Annotated in this window: 14 protein-coding genes and 1 tRNA gene; 9 read left to right on the top strand and 6 right to left on the bottom strand. The window is 55.1% G+C overall.

Features of this window, described 5'->3' with window-relative positions; genetic code table 11:
• The first annotated feature begins 64 nt into the window (after positions 1-64).
• Genes H7A12_13940 through asnB form a run of 8 tightly spaced genes read left to right on the top strand, consistent with a single transcriptional unit; the run spans position 65 to position 10,033 of the window.
• Positions 65-1,966 carry a hypothetical protein gene (locus H7A12_13940; GenBank protein ID MCP5321904.1) on the top strand — a complete coding sequence of 634 codons (1,902 nt, stop codon included), beginning with the start codon at positions 65-67 and terminating at the stop codon, positions 1,964-1,966.
• An 11-nt stretch (positions 1,967-1,977) separates the two neighbouring features.
• The gene (locus H7A12_13935) at positions 1,978-2,877 is read left to right on the top strand and encodes a glycosyltransferase family 2 protein (GenBank protein ID MCP5321903.1); all 900 of its coding nucleotides are present in this window, start codon (positions 1,978-1,980) and stop codon (positions 2,875-2,877) included.
• A gap of 10 nt (positions 2,878-2,887) precedes the next feature.
• Positions 2,888-3,817 carry a Gfo/Idh/MocA family oxidoreductase gene (locus H7A12_13930; protein MCP5321902.1) on the top strand — a complete coding sequence of 310 codons (930 nt, stop codon included), beginning with the start codon at positions 2,888-2,890 and terminating at the stop codon, positions 3,815-3,817.
• Positions 3,811-4,398 carry an N-acetyltransferase gene (locus H7A12_13925; protein ID MCP5321901.1) on the top strand — a complete coding sequence of 196 codons (588 nt, stop codon included), beginning with the start codon at positions 3,811-3,813 and terminating at the stop codon, positions 4,396-4,398. The genes H7A12_13930 and H7A12_13925 overlap by 7 nt, the downstream gene beginning before the upstream one ends.
• Positions 4,399-4,400: 2 nt before the next feature.
• Complete coding sequence (locus tag H7A12_13920; GenBank protein MCP5321900.1) at positions 4,401-5,492, top strand: DegT/DnrJ/EryC1/StrS family aminotransferase; 1,092 nt, start codon at positions 4,401-4,403, stop codon at positions 5,490-5,492.
• Positions 5,489-6,862 (top strand): glycosyltransferase, encoded by a 1,374-nt coding sequence (locus H7A12_13915; GenBank protein MCP5321899.1) that lies wholly within the window; start codon positions 5,489-5,491, stop codon positions 6,860-6,862. The genes H7A12_13920 and H7A12_13915 overlap by 4 nt, the downstream gene beginning before the upstream one ends.
• Positions 6,859-7,995, top strand: coding sequence for a glycosyltransferase (locus H7A12_13910; protein MCP5321898.1), 1,137 nt, complete (start codon positions 6,859-6,861; stop codon positions 7,993-7,995). Before H7A12_13915 ends, H7A12_13910 begins: the two co-directional genes overlap by 4 nt.
• A gap of 46 nt (positions 7,996-8,041) precedes the next feature.
• On the top strand, positions 8,042-10,033 hold the full coding sequence (gene asnB, locus H7A12_13905) for an asparagine synthase (glutamine-hydrolyzing) (protein MCP5321897.1): 1,992 nt from the start codon (positions 8,042-8,044) through the stop codon (positions 10,031-10,033).
• 51 nt (positions 10,034-10,084) lie between these two features.
• On the opposite strand, the gene H7A12_13900 is transcribed toward asnB, so the two are convergent.
• The 4 genes from H7A12_13900 to H7A12_13885 all read right to left on the bottom strand — a co-directional run bounded on the left by H7A12_13900 (position 10,085) and on the right by H7A12_13885 (position 14,861).
• Complete coding sequence (locus tag H7A12_13900; protein MCP5321896.1) at positions 10,085-11,803, bottom strand: ABC transporter ATP-binding protein; 1,719 nt, start codon at positions 11,801-11,803, stop codon at positions 10,085-10,087.
• A gap of 87 nt (positions 11,804-11,890) precedes the next feature.
• Positions 11,891-12,961 carry a glycosyltransferase family 2 protein gene (locus H7A12_13895; GenBank protein MCP5321895.1) on the bottom strand — a complete coding sequence of 357 codons (1,071 nt, stop codon included), beginning with the start codon at positions 12,959-12,961 and terminating at the stop codon, positions 11,891-11,893.
• Positions 12,962-12,991: 30 nt separating this feature from the next.
• Positions 12,992-13,963: an NAD-dependent epimerase/dehydratase family protein gene (locus tag H7A12_13890; GenBank protein ID MCP5321894.1), complete on the bottom strand. Its 972-nt coding sequence runs from the start codon at positions 13,961-13,963 to the stop codon at positions 12,992-12,994.
• A 4-nt stretch (positions 13,964-13,967) separates the two neighbouring features.
• The gene (locus H7A12_13885; protein ID MCP5321893.1) at positions 13,968-14,861 is read right to left on the bottom strand and encodes a glycosyltransferase family 4 protein; all 894 of its coding nucleotides are present in this window, start codon (positions 14,859-14,861) and stop codon (positions 13,968-13,970) included.
• A 272-nt stretch (positions 14,862-15,133) separates the two neighbouring features.
• Here H7A12_13885 and H7A12_13880 point away from each other — a divergent pair.
• Positions 15,134-15,209 (top strand) — tRNA-Thr (locus H7A12_13880).
• Between the two features lie 163 nt (positions 15,210-15,372).
• Here H7A12_13880 and H7A12_13875 read toward each other — a convergent pair.
• Both H7A12_13875 and H7A12_13870 read right to left on the bottom strand, forming a co-directional pair.
• Entirely contained in the window at positions 15,373-15,636 is a 264-nt protein-coding gene (locus H7A12_13875) for a type II toxin-antitoxin system RelE/ParE family toxin (GenBank protein ID MCP5321892.1), read from the bottom strand.
• Positions 15,623-15,856 carry a CopG family transcriptional regulator gene (locus tag H7A12_13870; GenBank protein ID MCP5321891.1) on the bottom strand — a complete coding sequence of 78 codons (234 nt, stop codon included), beginning with the start codon at positions 15,854-15,856 and terminating at the stop codon, positions 15,623-15,625. Before H7A12_13870 ends, H7A12_13875 begins: the two co-directional genes overlap by 14 nt.
• Between the last annotated feature and the right edge of the window lie 117 nt (positions 15,857-15,973).

The raw sequence follows: 15,973 nt of genomic DNA, 5'->3' as shown, positions 1-15,973 counted from the left end.
ACCGAGAACGCAGGTCACGGCGCGACGTGGCGTTGCTGGAATAGGGGCCGTCGCTGCAGTCGTGGTGGGCCTCATTCTCATTTACAAGATCTATTCGATTGGATTTTCCTTTGGTCTTTCATTTGACGACGAACCCAATCTCAAGGGACTGGGGCAAGTGGTCGATTTCGAATCTGCAATGCTGTTCGTGTTTGGCGGATCGGCGGGGCCGCTCGGGCGTCCGCTTTCGATGGCATCGTTCCTGATCGATATCGCCTACTGGCCAGATGATCCGGCCAGCTTCATTCGTACCAACACACTGATCCATCTGATCAACATCCTGCTGGTCCTGTGGCTCGGTCTGCTCGTGGCGCGGGCTGCGATATTGGACGAGCGCAGGCGCCTCGTTTTTGCCGTCACTGCAGCCTTGTTGTGGGGCGCAAGCCCCCTGATTCTATCCAGCACCCTGATGATCGTGCAGAGAATGAATCTGCTCGCATCGGTCTTTGTGCTGACGGGTTTGATCGGTTTTCTCAAGGGCGCCGAGCTCATCAGCGCTGTACGATGGCGGGGGCTGACGCTCGCGGCCGCAAGCCTCGGGTTCGGAACATTGCTTGGTGTGTTCGCAAAGGAAAATGCGATTCTTTTGCCGGTTTATGCATTTTGCATCGTCATGTTTTTACCGGTCCAGGCAGGCAGGCCCCTTGGGGGGCGCTTCCCGTTGTGGTGGAAGATCTGCTTTCTCTATTTCCCACTGGCCTTTGTGGTTGCCTATTTGTTGCGCTACTCGTGGTTGAGCGAGGGAATTTTTCCAGGACGCAATTTTGACCTGCCGCAACGTTTGATTACGGAATCCCGCATCCTGTTCCGGTATCTGCGCATGCTGCTCCTTCCCGTTCGCTCGGGAATCGGGCCGTATCAGGACGGGTTCGATGTCTCCGAAAGTGTCATCGACCCGCCGACCGGATTGTTGTCGTTGCTGACTTGGGCCGGGATGGTCATTGCCGGGTTGTGGACCAGGCGGCGGCACTGTTCCTGGCTGCATTTTGCAGTGTTCTGGTTTCTGCTCGGCCACCTGCTCGAATCGACTGTTCTGGGACTCGAACTATATTTCGAACATCGAAATTATCTACCTTCCGTGGGGGTCTGGCTTGCGATTGCAGGATGGATCGCATCAGGTTCTGCGGCGCCCGCTCTTCGTTTTGCTGCACTGACCGTAATCGCGCTGACGCAACTTACGGTGCTCGTCCAGTCAGCTCGTGTATGGTCGAACCGCGACACTGCGGCCGCCGTGTGGCATAGGGACAATCCGGCGTCCCAGCGTGCGCTGATGTTTCGCTCATCAGTGCTGGCGAGTAATGGTGATATTGACGGGATGCTCGCAGTGGTACGCGATGCAGATGCTCGATTGGTGGCACAGCCAGACTTCATGGCCTATAAGCTTGATGTGTATTGCTCCCTGATGTCCGAGGCGGAAATCAGGAGCACTCTCCATCGCCTGCGGGACGAATTGGAGACCCGTTCTGCAAGTCATCATCTGGGATTGCTTCTGACAAGCATTGCGAAGCGCATAGCCGATGGCCGGTGCCACGCCGTTGCTCAGGATGATGTGCGACAACTCTTTGAAATGGTCAGCGAGCCGAGCCCGCGGTTCAGTCCGGAGCTTCGCGCATTTGCGTACCAGTATCTTCGTGACTACTGGATTGATCAGAGAAACCTCGAACAAGCGATGTATCATGCGCGAAAGCGGTTTGAACTCGCCCCTGACGTACCGGGTGCCGAATTGATGGTCGAGCTGCTGCTGTCCGCGCAGCTTCCGCACGAGGCGAGGAATTTGCTGTCCTGGATCGCGACGTACGCTCCACGGCGACCCTGGGTGTATTCTTGGTGGGTGAAGAATATCGAGCGTCTCGAGATGCGTATCGAGCTGCTGGAAGGTGTACATGAAGCAGAATCCTCCGTGCTACCCGATGGAGACGTTCAGTGAGCACCCAGGAGATGGATCCGGCGCTTGCGGTAGAGTTGTCAGGAGAAAGGACGCCAGTGCGAGTTTCGGTCATCATTCCCGCGAAAAACGAGGAGTCACGCATCGGAGCCATTGTTTCCGACGTGCTGGCGCGGCATCCGGAATTTGAGGTACTCGTCATCGACGATGGGTCGTCTGATGGAACCGTTTCGGAGGCAAAGGCGGCTGGGGCCGCAGTCGTATCGCATCCGTATTCGAAGGGAAACGGAGCGGCGATCAAGACCGGAGTGCGAAGCGCTACGGGTGATGTTCTGGTGTTCATGGACGGTGACGGGCAGCATCTGCCTGAAGACATCGGTGCGCTTTTGCTCAGGCTGCAGTCTGGCTATGACATGGTCGTCGGTGCGCGTTGTGCCACCGGACAGGCAAATAGCTCACGCCGCATTGCAAACGGAGTGTTCAATCGCTTCGCGTCATGGATGGTCGGGCACCAGATAATGGACCTCACCTCCGGTTTTCGTGCTGCATATCGTGAGCGATTCGTCGAGTTTCTGTACCTCTTGCCTAACGGATTTTCCTACCCGACAACCAGTACGATGGCATTCTTCAGGTCAGGGTATTCGGTCAGTTACGTTCCAATTCGCGTACTGCCGCGCCACGGGCGATCACATATCTTTGCTCTTCGTGATGGCATCAAGTTCCTGCTGATCATCTTCAGGGTCGGCACACTGTACTCGCCATTGCGTATTTACTTTCCGGTGGCATTCGCGTTGGGGGTCTTGGGATTGGGATACTACGCATACACTTTCCTTACGTACGGAAGGTTCACCAACATGAGCGCACTGTTATTGATCGGTTCATTGGTCACGTTCTTGTTTGGCTTGTTGTCGGAACAGATAACGTCGTTGATTTATAAACGGGACAGGATGTAAGGGGGCTCGCGTGGCCAACTTTGCGTTGATTGGTGCGGCGGGGTATGTGGCGCCGCGACATATGCGTGCCATCAGTGAATCCGGTAATGATCTCGTTGTTGCGTACGATCCGAGCGATTCGGTGGGTGTGCTCGACAGCTATTTTCCAAATGCGCACTTTTTTACCGAGTTCGAGCGTTTCGACCGCCATGTAGACAAACTGCAGCGGCGTGGCGGCAACCAGCGCATCGATTATGTTTCCGTCTGCTCACCGAATTACCTTCACGATGCTCATGTCCGGTTTGCCTTGCGCTGCGGAGCGAATGCGGTTTGCGAGAAGCCACTCGTGCTGAATCCATGGAATCTGGATGGCCTGAAGGAAATGGAAATCGTGACGGGCAGGCGAGTTGCCTGTGTGCTGCAGCTGCGCCTGCACCCGGCGCTGCTCCAGTTGCGCGAAGACCTGATGACAGGGCCTGAGAGACACCACGAGGTCGATCTGGTTTATGTGACTCCGCGCGGAAAATGGTATCTCGCTTCATGGAAGGGCGATGAGGCCAAGAGCGGAGGAATTGCGACCAATATTGGCATTCACCTGTTCGACCTGCTGTTGTGGCTGTTCGGCCCTGTTCGTCACAGCGAAGTCGCCATACGTGAGCCGTTGCGAGCGGCGGGAAGGCTCGAGCTGGCCAGGGCTCATGTACGTTGGCACCTCTCTGCCGATCCAGCCGACTGTACGCGTCGGGGGCGCGCCAGGACGGCGTTCCGCCAGCTTACGGTCGATGGCAATCCGGTCGAGTTTTCGGACGGGTTCGTCGATCTCCATACGCAGGCATATCGACATGCGATCGAAAAGGGTGGCTTTCGGATCGACGATGTCGAGCCATCGATCGTGTTGGCTCACCAGATCCGTAATTGTGCGTTGAACCCAGCAGCACTGCCGGAAGGTGGAATATGTTGAACGGTCCTGTGTTGCATCCGAGCGCGATCGTCGATGCGGATGCTGCCATTGGAGATGGCACAAGGGTATGGCATTGGGTTCATGTGTGTTCGGGAGCGAGCATCGGGAGAAGTTGCATATTGGGTCAAGGGGTTTACGTTGGTCCCGGAGTCGTGATCGGAAACAACGTAAAGATCCAGAACAATGTGTCGGTTTTCGATGGTGTGGTTCTCGAAGATGATGTGTTCTGCGGTCCCAGTGCGGTATTTACCAACGTAATCAATCCCCGAGCGTTCGTCGACCGAAAGGCCGAGTTCCGGGTAACGCGAGTCATGCGAGGGGCGAGTCTCGGGGCGAATTGTACGATCGTCTGCGGCGTCACAATCGGACGCTATGCCCTGATCGGTGCAGGAGCCGTGGTAACGCATGACGTTGCTGATTTCGAGTTGGTAACCGGAGTGCCTGCACGCAGAACGGGATGGGTCAGTCGTGTGGGAGAAAGATTGAATTTTTCAAACGAGGTGGATAATACGGCAACGTGTCCTCGCACGGGGGAACGATATCGATTGATGGATGGGATGGTAACCGAGGTGTCGGCATGAGTATCGAGTTTGCAGGTATTGCGGCTCAGACACGCCGTCTTCGACGTGGAATCGATTCGCGGATGACGAAGGTTGTTGATCATGGGATGTTCATTCGGGGTCCGGAGGTCGATGAACTCGAACGCCTGTTATCGTCCTTCGTGGGTGTTCCTCATTGTGTATCCTGTGCGAATGGGACCGATGCGCTGCAACTGTCATTGATGGCTCTCGGCGTCGGCCGAGGCGATGAAGTGATCGTTCCCGCCTTTTCGTTCTTCGCTACCGCAGAAGCGGTCTTGCTGGTTGGAGCAGAACCAGTTTTCGTTGATATCGATCCCGTGACGTTCTGCATGGATGTCGCGTTGGTTGAGCGAGCGATCACGGCACGTACGCGAGCGATCATCATGGTGTCATTGTTCGGGCAATGCCCGGATCTCGATACATTGACTGACATCAAGTCATCACGGGGCCTGGCCCTGATCGAGGATGCCGCGCAGAGCTTTGGTGCAACGTACAAGGGAAAGCGGTCGTGCTCGCTGAGCGATATTGCATGTACATCCTTTTTTCCGAGCAAACCCCTCGGTTGTTTTGGTGATGGTGGTGCGATTTTCAGCCGGGATTCCGGTCTCGGAGAGCGTCTGCTCGCTCTTTCCCAGCACGGACAGACTCGCCGCTACCATCATGAACATATCGGCATGAACAGTCGGCTCGACACACTGCAGGCGGCCGTATTGCTGGAAAAGCTGACGGTCTTTGAAGATGAAATCGCAGCAAGAGCACAGGTCGCAGGGTGGTATGGAGAAGAATTGGACGGTTTGCCGCTGACGTTGCCTTGCGTCGCAGAAGGCAATGTCAGTGTCTGGGCACAATACACGATACGCGTGGAAGGGCGTGATTCGCTTGCCGCCGCGTTGCGGCAATCGGGAATCCCTACAGCAGTCCACTACCCGATGGCGCTGCATCAGCAGGGCGCGATCCGGTCGGCTTCGTCCATGCCGGCCGCAGAGCGGGCGGCGGCTGAAGTGCTCAGCCTGCCGATGCATCCGTACTTGCAGCGAGACGATATCGCGCGGATTGGGCACGTCATACGCGAATACTGGTCCATCAATGGATGACTGATACGGCCAGCAACGGCAGTCGACTCGATGCATCACCAATGCGGGTGTTGATTGTTGCTGCCCATTACCCTCCAGTGAATTCCGTTGCGGCCACAAGGCCCGCTCAGTGGGCACGCCTGCTGTCGCAGCGAGGATGCGTTGTTTCTGTGTTGACCACAGCAATACGTGAGGGAAGTCTGCAGGGCTATGATCTAACGGTTCCGCCTGGCGAACTGATTCGGGTTGCGGTCCCCGGCAGCAGACTGATAGCCCGACTGGATTCCCCATTTGCGGAGCCAGGAAGTGGCAGAGGGGAGCGATCGCAGCATCGACCGGGAATGATTGCACGGCTGACAAGCTGGCTGCGTCGATCGCGAGGAGTCTTCACGTCTGCACGAATGCCGGACCACCATGATCTATGGATGCTCGCGGCATTATGGCGAATCAGGGGACGACGCTGGGATGTCGTGATAAGCACGCATGGTCCTTATGCCTGTCACCTCGTCGGCTACTACTTGCGGCGTCGCGGCCGCGCCCGACGATGGATTTCCGATTACAGAGACCTTTGGGTGGATAATCATATCTATCCAGGTTTGTTCCCTTTTACGTCGCTGGAACGTTACCTGGAAGCCGTTTTCTGTCATAACGCTGACGTGATCACCACGGTCAGCGACGGGTTGGCGGCTCGCCTGGCGTCGCGACACGGTCGCCAGGTCGAAGTGATACATAATACGATCGATCTGGATATGTGGCGCCACCTGGATGCCACTCCGGCTTTTCCCTCGGACGAATGTGTTCGCCTCGTGTATACCGGGACGGTTTATCCAGTTGGACAAGATCCGGAAATCCTCTTCAGGGCGCTTGCGCTGGTACGCAGCCGCGCGCCGACGGAGTTTGCACGCCTTCGCATGGTGTTCGCCGGGAAGTCCCAATCAAGTATCCGGGAACTCGCGAGTCATTACGGAATGACCGATATCCTGGATCAACCCGGACAGGTCTCGCGTGATCTCGCATTGCGAATGCAGCGGGACGCAGGCGTTCTGATCTTTTTTAATTTCTGTGCCGACGGTCATGCAGGAATCCTGACATCGAAGCTGTTTGAATATCTGGTCTCGGGCACGCGCATTCTGTCGATGGGAACAAAAAAGGATCCTTCGACTGCTGCGATGCTGGCTCGCAGCGAGCGTGGCCTGGATTTCGGGGATGATGTTTCGGAGCTTGCAAAGGAAATTGAGCGATTGGCATCGCATTCTGCCACGGAAGAAAAATACGTGCTTGCATCGACGCGCGAATTTGTGGATTCAGAACGGTGTGGGGATGCGCTGTATCGATTGCTCGGAGAGCAACCCGATTCTCTCCTGCGCCCGGATTGGATGGTTCGTTCGTGAAGCGGATTCTTGTACTCACATTCAGCGATGTTGCTCGTGATCCTCGTGTGCGGCGTCAGTGCAGCCTGGTAGCAAAACACGGAAGGGTCGTGCTCGCATCGCCAGGATCGAATCCCTTTGAAAATATTGACCACGTGGCGTTGGGCGAAGGCTGCAAGCGTAGTCTGACGGATCGGCTGCTCACAGCGTTTCGACTGGGCGTCAGAGCATTCGATGCGTGCTATTGGTCCCAGACCCTGGTGCGTGATGCCCTCGCGAGGTTGGGTGGCGACCACTTCGACCTCGTGGTGGCGAATGATCTCGAATGCCTGCCACTAGCCTTGACATTGGCGCAGCAGTCGCCAGTGATCCTCGATGCTCATGAATATGCACCTGCGGAATTCGACGACCAACTGTTCTGGCGGATTCTGATTGCTCCTTATCGTCGTTACCTATGTGCCCGGTATATGCGGATGTGTGCGGGAGTGACCACAGTGTCTGAAGGTATCGCTGAGGAATATCGCAAACATTATTGCGATGCCGTTTCCGTCTTCCCTAACGCCTGCGATTCGGTAGATCTGGATCCGGTTGTACCCGAGCCGGGTCGCATCGAGCTGGTGCATCACGGATTGGCGCTGCCCTCGCGCTGCCTGGAGCGGATGGTTGACATGTTCGCATACCTGGATGATCGATTTGCCCTGACATTCATGTTGCTTCCCGGACCGCAAGGATATCTGGAAAAACTCAAGCGACGCGCTGCGGAATACCACCGGATTCGGTTTGCCGAACCGGTACCTGTTACGGAGATATGCAGGGCCACGAACCGTTTCGATGTGGGAATCTTTCTGCTGCCGCCGATGAATTTCAATTATGCTCATGCGTTGCCAAACAAGTTTTTCGAATTTGTACAGGCACGGCTTGCCGTTGCGATTGGCCCTTCACCCGAGATGATGCGTTATGTCCATGATCATGGGCTTGGCGTGGTGTCCGATGATTTTGATGCCAAAAATTTTGCAACTGCCCTGAATCATATGACTGAAGATGATTGCTGGAGATACAAGCAGAACGCTCATGCGGCAGCGCAGTCGCTCGCGTTTTCCACGTATGCGCAGAGATTCGAAATGCTTGTTGCATCCAATCTAGAAGCGAAATAGGGAAGTCCGCATGTGTGGCATTTCCGGGCTATTGTCGCCAGTCCCCATGTCCAGGGACGTGATATTGGCGATGAACAAACTGGTTGCCCACCGGGGGCCAGATGATGAGGGATTCCTGGTCCAGACGGAAACGGGAGTGCAGTCGCTCTTTGGCCCGGAAACAGCAGAGGCAGTTCGGCAGGAAAATTCCAGCCTCGCAGCAGCATCATCGTCTCCCAACGGTGAAGCGTTTGCAGGTGTGGCGCTGGGTCATCGGCGCCTTGCGATCATGGACCTGTCTGCTGCCGGGCATCAGCCGATGTGCTACAAGGGGCACTTGTGGATTACTTATAATGGCGAAATATACAACTTTCCCGAATTGCGCCTGCAGTTGGAATCCCTGGGGCATAGCTTTGTTTCCCGCACAGACACGGAGGTAATACTCGCGGCCTATGCGGAATGGGGGCCGGCGTGTCTCCAGCGGTTCAATGGGATGTGGGCATTCGCAATCTACGATACCAGTCGACGAGAGCTGTTTCTGGCGCGCGATCGCTTCGGTATCAAGCCGCTGTATTACTGGGTCTCGCCGTCTGGCGTGTTTGCATTTGGATCTGAAATCAAGCAGTTCACTGCGATTCCGGGCTGGAGTGCGAAAGGAAACGGTCAGCGCCTTTACGATTTTCTGGTGTGGGGCATTGCTGATCATACAGACGAGACGATGTTCGAAGGTGTCATGCAGTTGCCCGCTGGCTGCTTTGCCAGGCTCGACGTGGATGAATGGGTCGGACGCGGCTCTTCGGGCCGTGCGGTTCCGATAACCAGTTGGTACGAATTGCCAACGGCATCCATTCCTCCAGGCTTTGACGTCGCGACCAGTGCCGTACGTGATCTTTTGACCAATTCGGTCGCACGGCACATGCGTTCGGATATCCCCGTGGGTTCGTGTCTGTCGGGCGGGCTGGATTCCTCTTCGATTGTATGCCTTCTGAAATCGATCCGACAGGATCGCGGCATGAATGGATCGCAACTGACGTTTTCGGCCCGCTCCGAATCATCGCTTGTGGATGAAGGGAGATGGATTGACGAGGTGATACGACACACAGGTCTGGAATCGAAGACCGTGATGCCCCGGATGGATGAGGTTTTTGACCAGCGCCGTCAGATTGTTTGGCATCAGGATGAGCCGTACGGGTCCACGAGCATACATGCACAATGGAGTGTGTTTCAGCTTGCAGCAGAAGAGCAGATCCGCGTGATGCTGGACGGACAAGGCGCCGATGAACTTTTCGGCGGATATTTTAACTTTTTTGGAGCCTCGCTGGGGGAGCAACTGAAACGAGGCGCGTTACTCGAGTTCGGTCGGGACGCTTTAGCCGCTTTACAAAATCATGATATCAAGATGCGATCGCTTGCAATCATGACATGCCACCATGTTTTTCCCCCTCGACTCGTGAGGGCTGGGGCTGCTCTGCTCGGACTCTTTCCTCACGAACCAAGCTGGCTGGATCTCGCGCGACTGCAAGCAGTTCCCCGTGATCCATTTGTCTCGTCAGGCGTCCGAAATTCTACGGTACAAGGTCTGTCGGCTGCACAGCTCCGGCGCACTAACTTACCGATGTTGCTCCATTGGGAAGACAGAAGCTCAATGGCACACTCCGTGGAGGCGCGGATGCCGTTTCTTGATCATGATCTGGTGGAGTTCGTTCTTGGGTTGCCGGCTCGATACAAGCTCCACCGGGGTGTCACCAAGCGCGTATTGCGAGAGGCGATGTATGGCGTGTTGCCCGAATCGATTCGGTGCAGGAAGGACAAAATCGGGTTTGCGACAGCGGAGGAGTTCTGGTTGAAATCGACCGGAGCACGGCGCTTCGAGACTGCAATCGATAGTGCTATCGAAACGTCCCATGGAATCATCCGACCACAAATCCATTCGTTGTTGCAAGAGATGATGCACGGTCAAGCGCGCTTCAGTTTCTTGCCGTGGAGAGTCATCAGTTTCAGTGACTGGATCGACCGCTTTGCAGTTGATGTCGGATCTGCCGCCATGATAGGTGGGTAGGTCGGCGAGCGAGGCCAATGTATTTGATCTGCGAGTCGCAAATTGTCACTATTACTTTCCTACTGAAATGATATGATTGCAGTATTTCAAGCTGCTTTCCCTGTGCGCAATAACAACAATGGTCTTGCGGCCAGACAAGAATCGGATTGCCTCATTTACAGCCGTCTCTGTCTGGTGATCAAGCGCGGATGTGGCTTCATCCATGAAGAGTATGGGAGGATCCCTATACAGTGCTCGTGCGATCGCAATCCGTTGCCGTTGGCCACCCGATAATCGAATTCCGCGATCGCCGACAGTGGTTGCATAGCCGTTCGGGAGTTCTGCGATAACGAAGTCATGGATTTGGGCGGCACACGCCGCGCGCTTGACGGATGCCATGTCAATGTCGCACCTCGGAACTCCGAAGGCGATGTTCTCGGCGATGCTCGCATCAACCAGATAAATGTGTTGTGGTACATAGCCGATAGAGCGCTGCCAGGTCGAAATATCATCATCTGTAATGACTGCTCCATCAACGATCACGCTCCCGGCTTGAGGTCTCAATAATCCGAGCAGAATATCCATGATTGTGCTTTTGCCGGAGCCACTGGCTCCCGCGATGCCGATGCTGGTATTCACGGGAATGACCAAGTTGAACTCGTCCAGAACGAATTTGTCAGGGTTGGAAGGATAAGAGTATTTGATCCCACGGAGTCTGATTTCCGATTTTACCGATACCGGCATTGCAGTGGCATCTGTTTGTGTTGTCATTGAGCCGGATAATGTGAGATCGTCGTAAATCGCATTAAGCGATGCCAATGAAAATTCCAGACGAGCAAAACCTCGGTACATGAGCTGTGCGGCAGGTAGCATGCGATATGCGGCAAACGCATATAAGCCCAGCGCTGGCATGATATGAGCAACATCTCCCGTTTTGTTCAGTAGCATCAGGGCAATAAGGATGAGTCCGCTGTAAGCAATGGACTCCACGAAATAAAGCGGAACCTGGCTGAGCGTATCAGTCGCTGCCAGATGTCGAGCTTGCGTGCGAGAAGCCTGATAGTATCGGTCCAAATATGCGGATTCTGCGTGATTTATCTTAATGTCGCGAACCCCATGCAATGATTCGCTACACGCCCGATAGCGCTGTTCGTTAACGTCTTGCAGTTCCTCACCCATTCTGCGTAGTCGCCGTCGAATCAATGCATACAGGGAGCCGTACAGGCTGCCGACCACCAAGGTTGTAATCAGTGCGGTGGGTGCATCATAGGAAAATATCAAAATCAGTATGGTAATCACGATTATCCCTTGCACTATGAGTTGGGATAAGGGTTGGATTAGGCTTCCGAGAAGGAGGTCGACATCGGTCAGGATGGCTTTTGACAGGTCGGCGCTATGGCGATCAAGAAAAAATTCGTATGGCTGACGCAGGTATGTCGCAAGGAGGCGATGACTGATGGAATGTCGCAGAAGCTGAACAAATCGATTAAGAAGATGCTGAGTGACTGTCTTGAATAAGGACGATCCGGCGACGAGTACAATTGACGCGGCGCCGAGGGCAAATATGAATGTATGCGGCTCTGGAAATCCCGTGTAACTGTAAAGTCGATGAAGCCAAGGATTTTGTTCAACTATACCCGGGCGCGTCAGCACGGATAGGAATGGCATAATTGAAATCACGCTGACCATTTCAGCCATTGCCATTAACAGTGCTATGAAAAGCATCCACACTGCCTGGCGCTGCTCGCCCGGCGTAAGGATTGCTCGGAGCTTTTTCAGAGTGATTAGCATGTGAAATATGGGTTGGCTGTCGTTGGGTGGGGTTATTGGGTTCGGGTGTGATGCTCTATGTCGGAAGCGACCCTAGCATCGAAAATATCATCTTACCCGTGGTAAACCCAAGTGGACCACAGAGCGGATCTTGCTTGGGATGACGCGGAATCTGGACAAGAATGCATAGAACGGGATTTGACGAGTTGCGGCGACCTGGCGACGTGCGGCTGATAGCTGCAGGGATCTCCATTCAACATCGCGCATTGCGTGCATATATATTTCAATCAGGATGTTTGAGTCGCGATTGGCGGCAGCAACAACGATGCCTTCGATTAACAGGGTTGAGAGGTGAAGCATCAGGGCCACAATCAGTAACGGCCACGGATAGAATATCAGCATCAATCGAGTTCGATTGCGTTCGCTCAGATAGCGTCGACGAATCGTCGTTGTGAGCTTATCGGAGTCTCCGCTGCGGTTGCTCAGCGTCGCTCCAACTCGATGCAGGTAGCCCGAGACGTTCGGTACGAAGATGTCATATCCTCGCATGCGTGCTGCACAGCATAGATAAACGTCCTCGGCGTTGGTATGGAACCATTCGGGAAATCCGCCGAGTTCATCCCAGAGTGAATGTGGAATCCACAGGCAGGCACCGATAACCATTGCTGGATGAGTCGGTTCGTCTCTCCGGATTGGAATGGGACTCATGAACAGGTCGAGCCATGCCCCTGCGTCGATGAAGTTTCGTGAATGGTAGTCGTACTGACGCAAGCCTAATATTGCGGGTGTGGCCATTGTGGTCGCAGATGCCATCAGAGTGGACAGCGCATCTGGTTCCAATACGGCGTCGTTGTTCAGGAGCAGGAGATATGCACCTCGTGCGACGGTTGCCATACGGTTGTTTGCTACGCAGTAGCCGACATTTGTTGCGGAGCGAATCACGCGCACCATGGGATAAGATGTGATCTGGTCGAGCGAGCCATCAGTACTGGCGTCGTCGTGCACGATGATCTCAAACGAAGGGGAACCAGTCTGATTGAGAACGGAATCGAGGCATTCCCTTATGAAGGCTTCACCGTTGTAATTGGCGATGCAAACGGATACCAAGGGGCGTGCATCGAGGTGGCAGGCCGAGGTGTCATCGTGAGTGTTATCTTGTGCGCGCGTGGCAGCTATCATTACTCAGTATATTTTCACTTCAACCACGAATTAGTTGGCGTTGCCGCTACATGATATCGAAGGGGCAACGGAGTACGGTGTGTGCGCCTGTTTTTCCATCCATTCCCATGTTTTGCGTAGGCCGGTCTCTATCGCTATGCGGGGTTCCCATCCCAGCATTTTCCTGGCCTTGGATGAATCCAGAACGATTGATAGAGGATCGATGAGACGAGGCTTCTTGTGTTCGAATTGTATGCGCTGCCCGGTTGCGACCGCTACCTGGTGCAGCAGCGCGTTCATGCTGAGTGGAAACCCGCTTCCGACATTGAAGCACTCGAATGATCCGTGTGGCCAGGAAAAACTCAGAAGGTTCGATATGAATTGTTCGAAATCTTCGATATAAAGATAATCACGAATTGCAGAGCCATCGCCCCAGACTGAAAACAATGTTCCGTCACTGGCACAGCGCATGAGTGTCGGCACCACGCCGAATTGGCGCTTTGCGATCTGACCAGGGCCGTAGATGTTTGATGGACGCACCACCAGTGTCGTATTCCTGGATTGACAGTGGAACGCATGAATCAGCTGTTCGACCGCAGCCTTGGCTGCGCCGTAGTAGGACCGTGGAGCGATGGGAGATGACTCGGTACGGGGGGCGACTAGATCGGCATAGAGAGCACCGCCGCTTGATATGAAAATCAAATTGCATGATGGCTGATCATGCAGTAACTCAAGCAAACGTGCGCTGCTGAGGATGTTGCAACTGGCTTCCAGCAAGGGCTGTCTTTCAGACGTACCCGGTGTCGTGTCCCAGGCAAGATGAATTGCGAAGTCTGAAATCGCCAGAACTGATTTTATGACCACGGCATCGTCTATGGGCGCTTGGATGTAATGCACGGACGTAGGTAGACCAGCAGGCGGCGCTCCTCTCGAAACGGCGATGACATCATGACCTTGCGCAGACAGGCTGTGCGTCAATTTCTGTCCTAGAAATCCGCGTGCACCCAGAATCGCAATCCGCATGTGGTTAGCTGCTCGCGCTGATCGTTTGGTAGATGTGTGCGAACCGCTCGGCGCACTTTGCCCAGTTTCCATACGTGATCCGAGCGTGGTCCCGAGCGCGGCAGGCTATTGCCCTGTTCGTGTCAGGATCTGCCAATTCAGACAGTGCGGAATAAAACTGCTCCTTATCTGAAACGAGCAGCCCGAAGTCGCCGCCCTGCATGACATCTTCATGTGCTGCTATGCGGGACGCTACCAGTGGGAGCCCTGCCGCCATTGCTTCCAGCATTACCTGCGGGCGCCCCTCGGCATGATGGCTGAGTGAAATCATGCCGGTGGCTATCGGAAACCATTGCGTTGCGAGTTGCTCTGGTGTTGCCGCACCATGGTAATTGATCCATGGTGGGGCTTCGATTGCCTCTTGACGCGGACCGAACAGATGGAATTCGTGTCGATTCGGGTCCAGGTCTTTGGTCCATTCGAAAAGAGGTCCGAGCTTTGCGCGTGTGACTCGCAGAACTATTATCCACACGTTCCGGCCTTGGGACGGATTCCTTTCTACATTGAACCAGACGTCATCGATTCCGAACGGAACACATACTACCTTCGGACAATTGTCACCAAAATGCCTGCGTAGCGGCTCAATCATCCAGGGCGCATTTGGGCAAAGAACGACGTTTCTGTTCCGGAAGGTGAGTCGAAGAGCTGCAGAAATTCCCGGGCGATCGAGCAATGCCAGGTCGCTGCCGAGTACTGTTGCGACAATTGGATTGGCCAAGCCAACTTGCCCGAGTGCACATTGCAACCAGTTCGCATGGCAAACGTCGGTCCATGTCCTGTTGCGCCGGAATGCATTGTGCAGGCGTACGAGCAGCTCCGCGGCGTACCAAACGCCACGTGGTGGTGTGCTGCGGAGCAAGTGTGCGATTCCGCCTTTCTCGGCAAGGCGTGACAAAAATCTGATATCTCGCTCATTACATACATAGTTGGCGTTTGGATGGAGAGGACCTGGAGGTGCCCAGACGCGTAGCTGGATGTCTTCGCGAGCTGCGAGACTGTCTGCCATTCGGCGGATGAAAATTCCCTGCCAGTCGGTTTGGCTACGAGGGTATGAGGTGGATGAGAACAGAACCCGTGTCATTGGATCGTGGTTGCCATTGAGGTGATCTCAGCCTAGAATTCGCGCCCCACGCCGGTGTAGCTCAGCTGGTAGAGCAGCGCATTCGTAATGCGAAGGTCGTAGGTTCGACTCCTATCTCCGGCACCATCCTCTCTCGTTCGTTTGGCGCCGCCTGGCCTCGCGCGCGTTCTGCGCGAGGTTGCAAGTCCCGCCAACTATAGATCACCGGACCTCATTTGGTGCAGCGCCGCTGCACCCTACGGGGTTGGTGCGGCATTTGGTGCGGCGCCGCTGCACCCTGCGGGGTATTTCATGTGTGGCGATACACCTCGCGGCGATGGCCTATCTTGACGACGATCACCTGTACTTGCGTATCCCGGATCTCGTACAGGATGCGATAGATCTCTTGGCGGATGCGGTAGCGCCCCTGTGCGGAGAGCTTGCGGGAATCGGGTGGACGCGGGTCATCCTGCAGCGCCTCGATGCGTGCCAGGATGCGCGCCACGTCCGGGTTGGGGATGCCACGCAGATCCTTTGTTACCGACCGCTTGAAGACGATTTCAAATCTTGCCATCTGCCTTGAGCTCGTTCAGTAGGGTTTCGTAGCTCAGGGTCGGTTCGGCTGCGCGTTCCTCGAAGGCCGACAGGTCTTCCTGGTCTTCGGCCAGAGCGGCTCGTACGGCCTCATTGACCAGTTCAGACAGGGAGCGGCGCGTCGAGGCTGCCTTCAGGCGCAGTGCCCTGTGCAGGTCGGGTTCGAAATAGATGGTCGCGCGGGTTGAAGGCTCGCTCACGATGGTGGCTCCTGAGTGGTGGTCGCTATGACGTTGTAACATTATGGCGTTGTGATGTTTTGAGGTCAAAGGCAAGGTGATTGGGTGCAGCGCCGCTGCACCCTACGGGTTGGCTGC

This window comes from Pseudomonadales bacterium, assembly GCA_024234165.1.
Classification (GTDB): Bacteria; Pseudomonadota; Gammaproteobacteria; order Pseudomonadales; family UBA5518; genus UBA5518.
The sequence above is the reverse complement of the archived record's forward strand: the minus strand, read 5'-3'. Positions and strand labels throughout refer to the sequence as shown.

What these genes read in the sequence shown, in the direction of transcription:
- H7A12_13900 (MCP5321896.1), bottom strand. Translation starts at nt 11,803, where the DNA reads ATGCTAATCACTCTGAAAAAGCTCCGAGCAATCCTTACGCCGGGCGAG.
- H7A12_13895 (MCP5321895.1), bottom strand. Translation starts at nt 12,961, where the DNA reads ATGATAGCTGCCACGCGCGCACAAGATAACACTCACGATGACACCTCG.
- H7A12_13875 (MCP5321892.1), bottom strand. Translation starts at nt 15,636, where the DNA reads ATGGCAAGATTTGAAATCGTCTTCAAGCGGTCGGTAACAAAGGATCTG.
- H7A12_13935 (MCP5321903.1), top strand. Translation starts at nt 1,978, where the DNA reads ATGGATCCGGCGCTTGCGGTAGAGTTGTCAGGAGAAAGGACGCCAGTG.
- H7A12_13915 (MCP5321899.1), top strand. Translation starts at nt 5,489, where the DNA reads ATGACTGATACGGCCAGCAACGGCAGTCGACTCGATGCATCACCAATG.
- H7A12_13925 (MCP5321901.1), top strand. Translation starts at nt 3,811, where the DNA reads ATGTTGAACGGTCCTGTGTTGCATCCGAGCGCGATCGTCGATGCGGAT.
- asnB (MCP5321897.1), top strand. Translation starts at nt 8,042, where the DNA reads ATGTCCAGGGACGTGATATTGGCGATGAACAAACTGGTTGCCCACCGG.
- H7A12_13890 (MCP5321894.1), bottom strand. Translation starts at nt 13,963, where the DNA reads ATGCGGATTGCGATTCTGGGTGCACGCGGATTTCTAGGACAGAAATTG.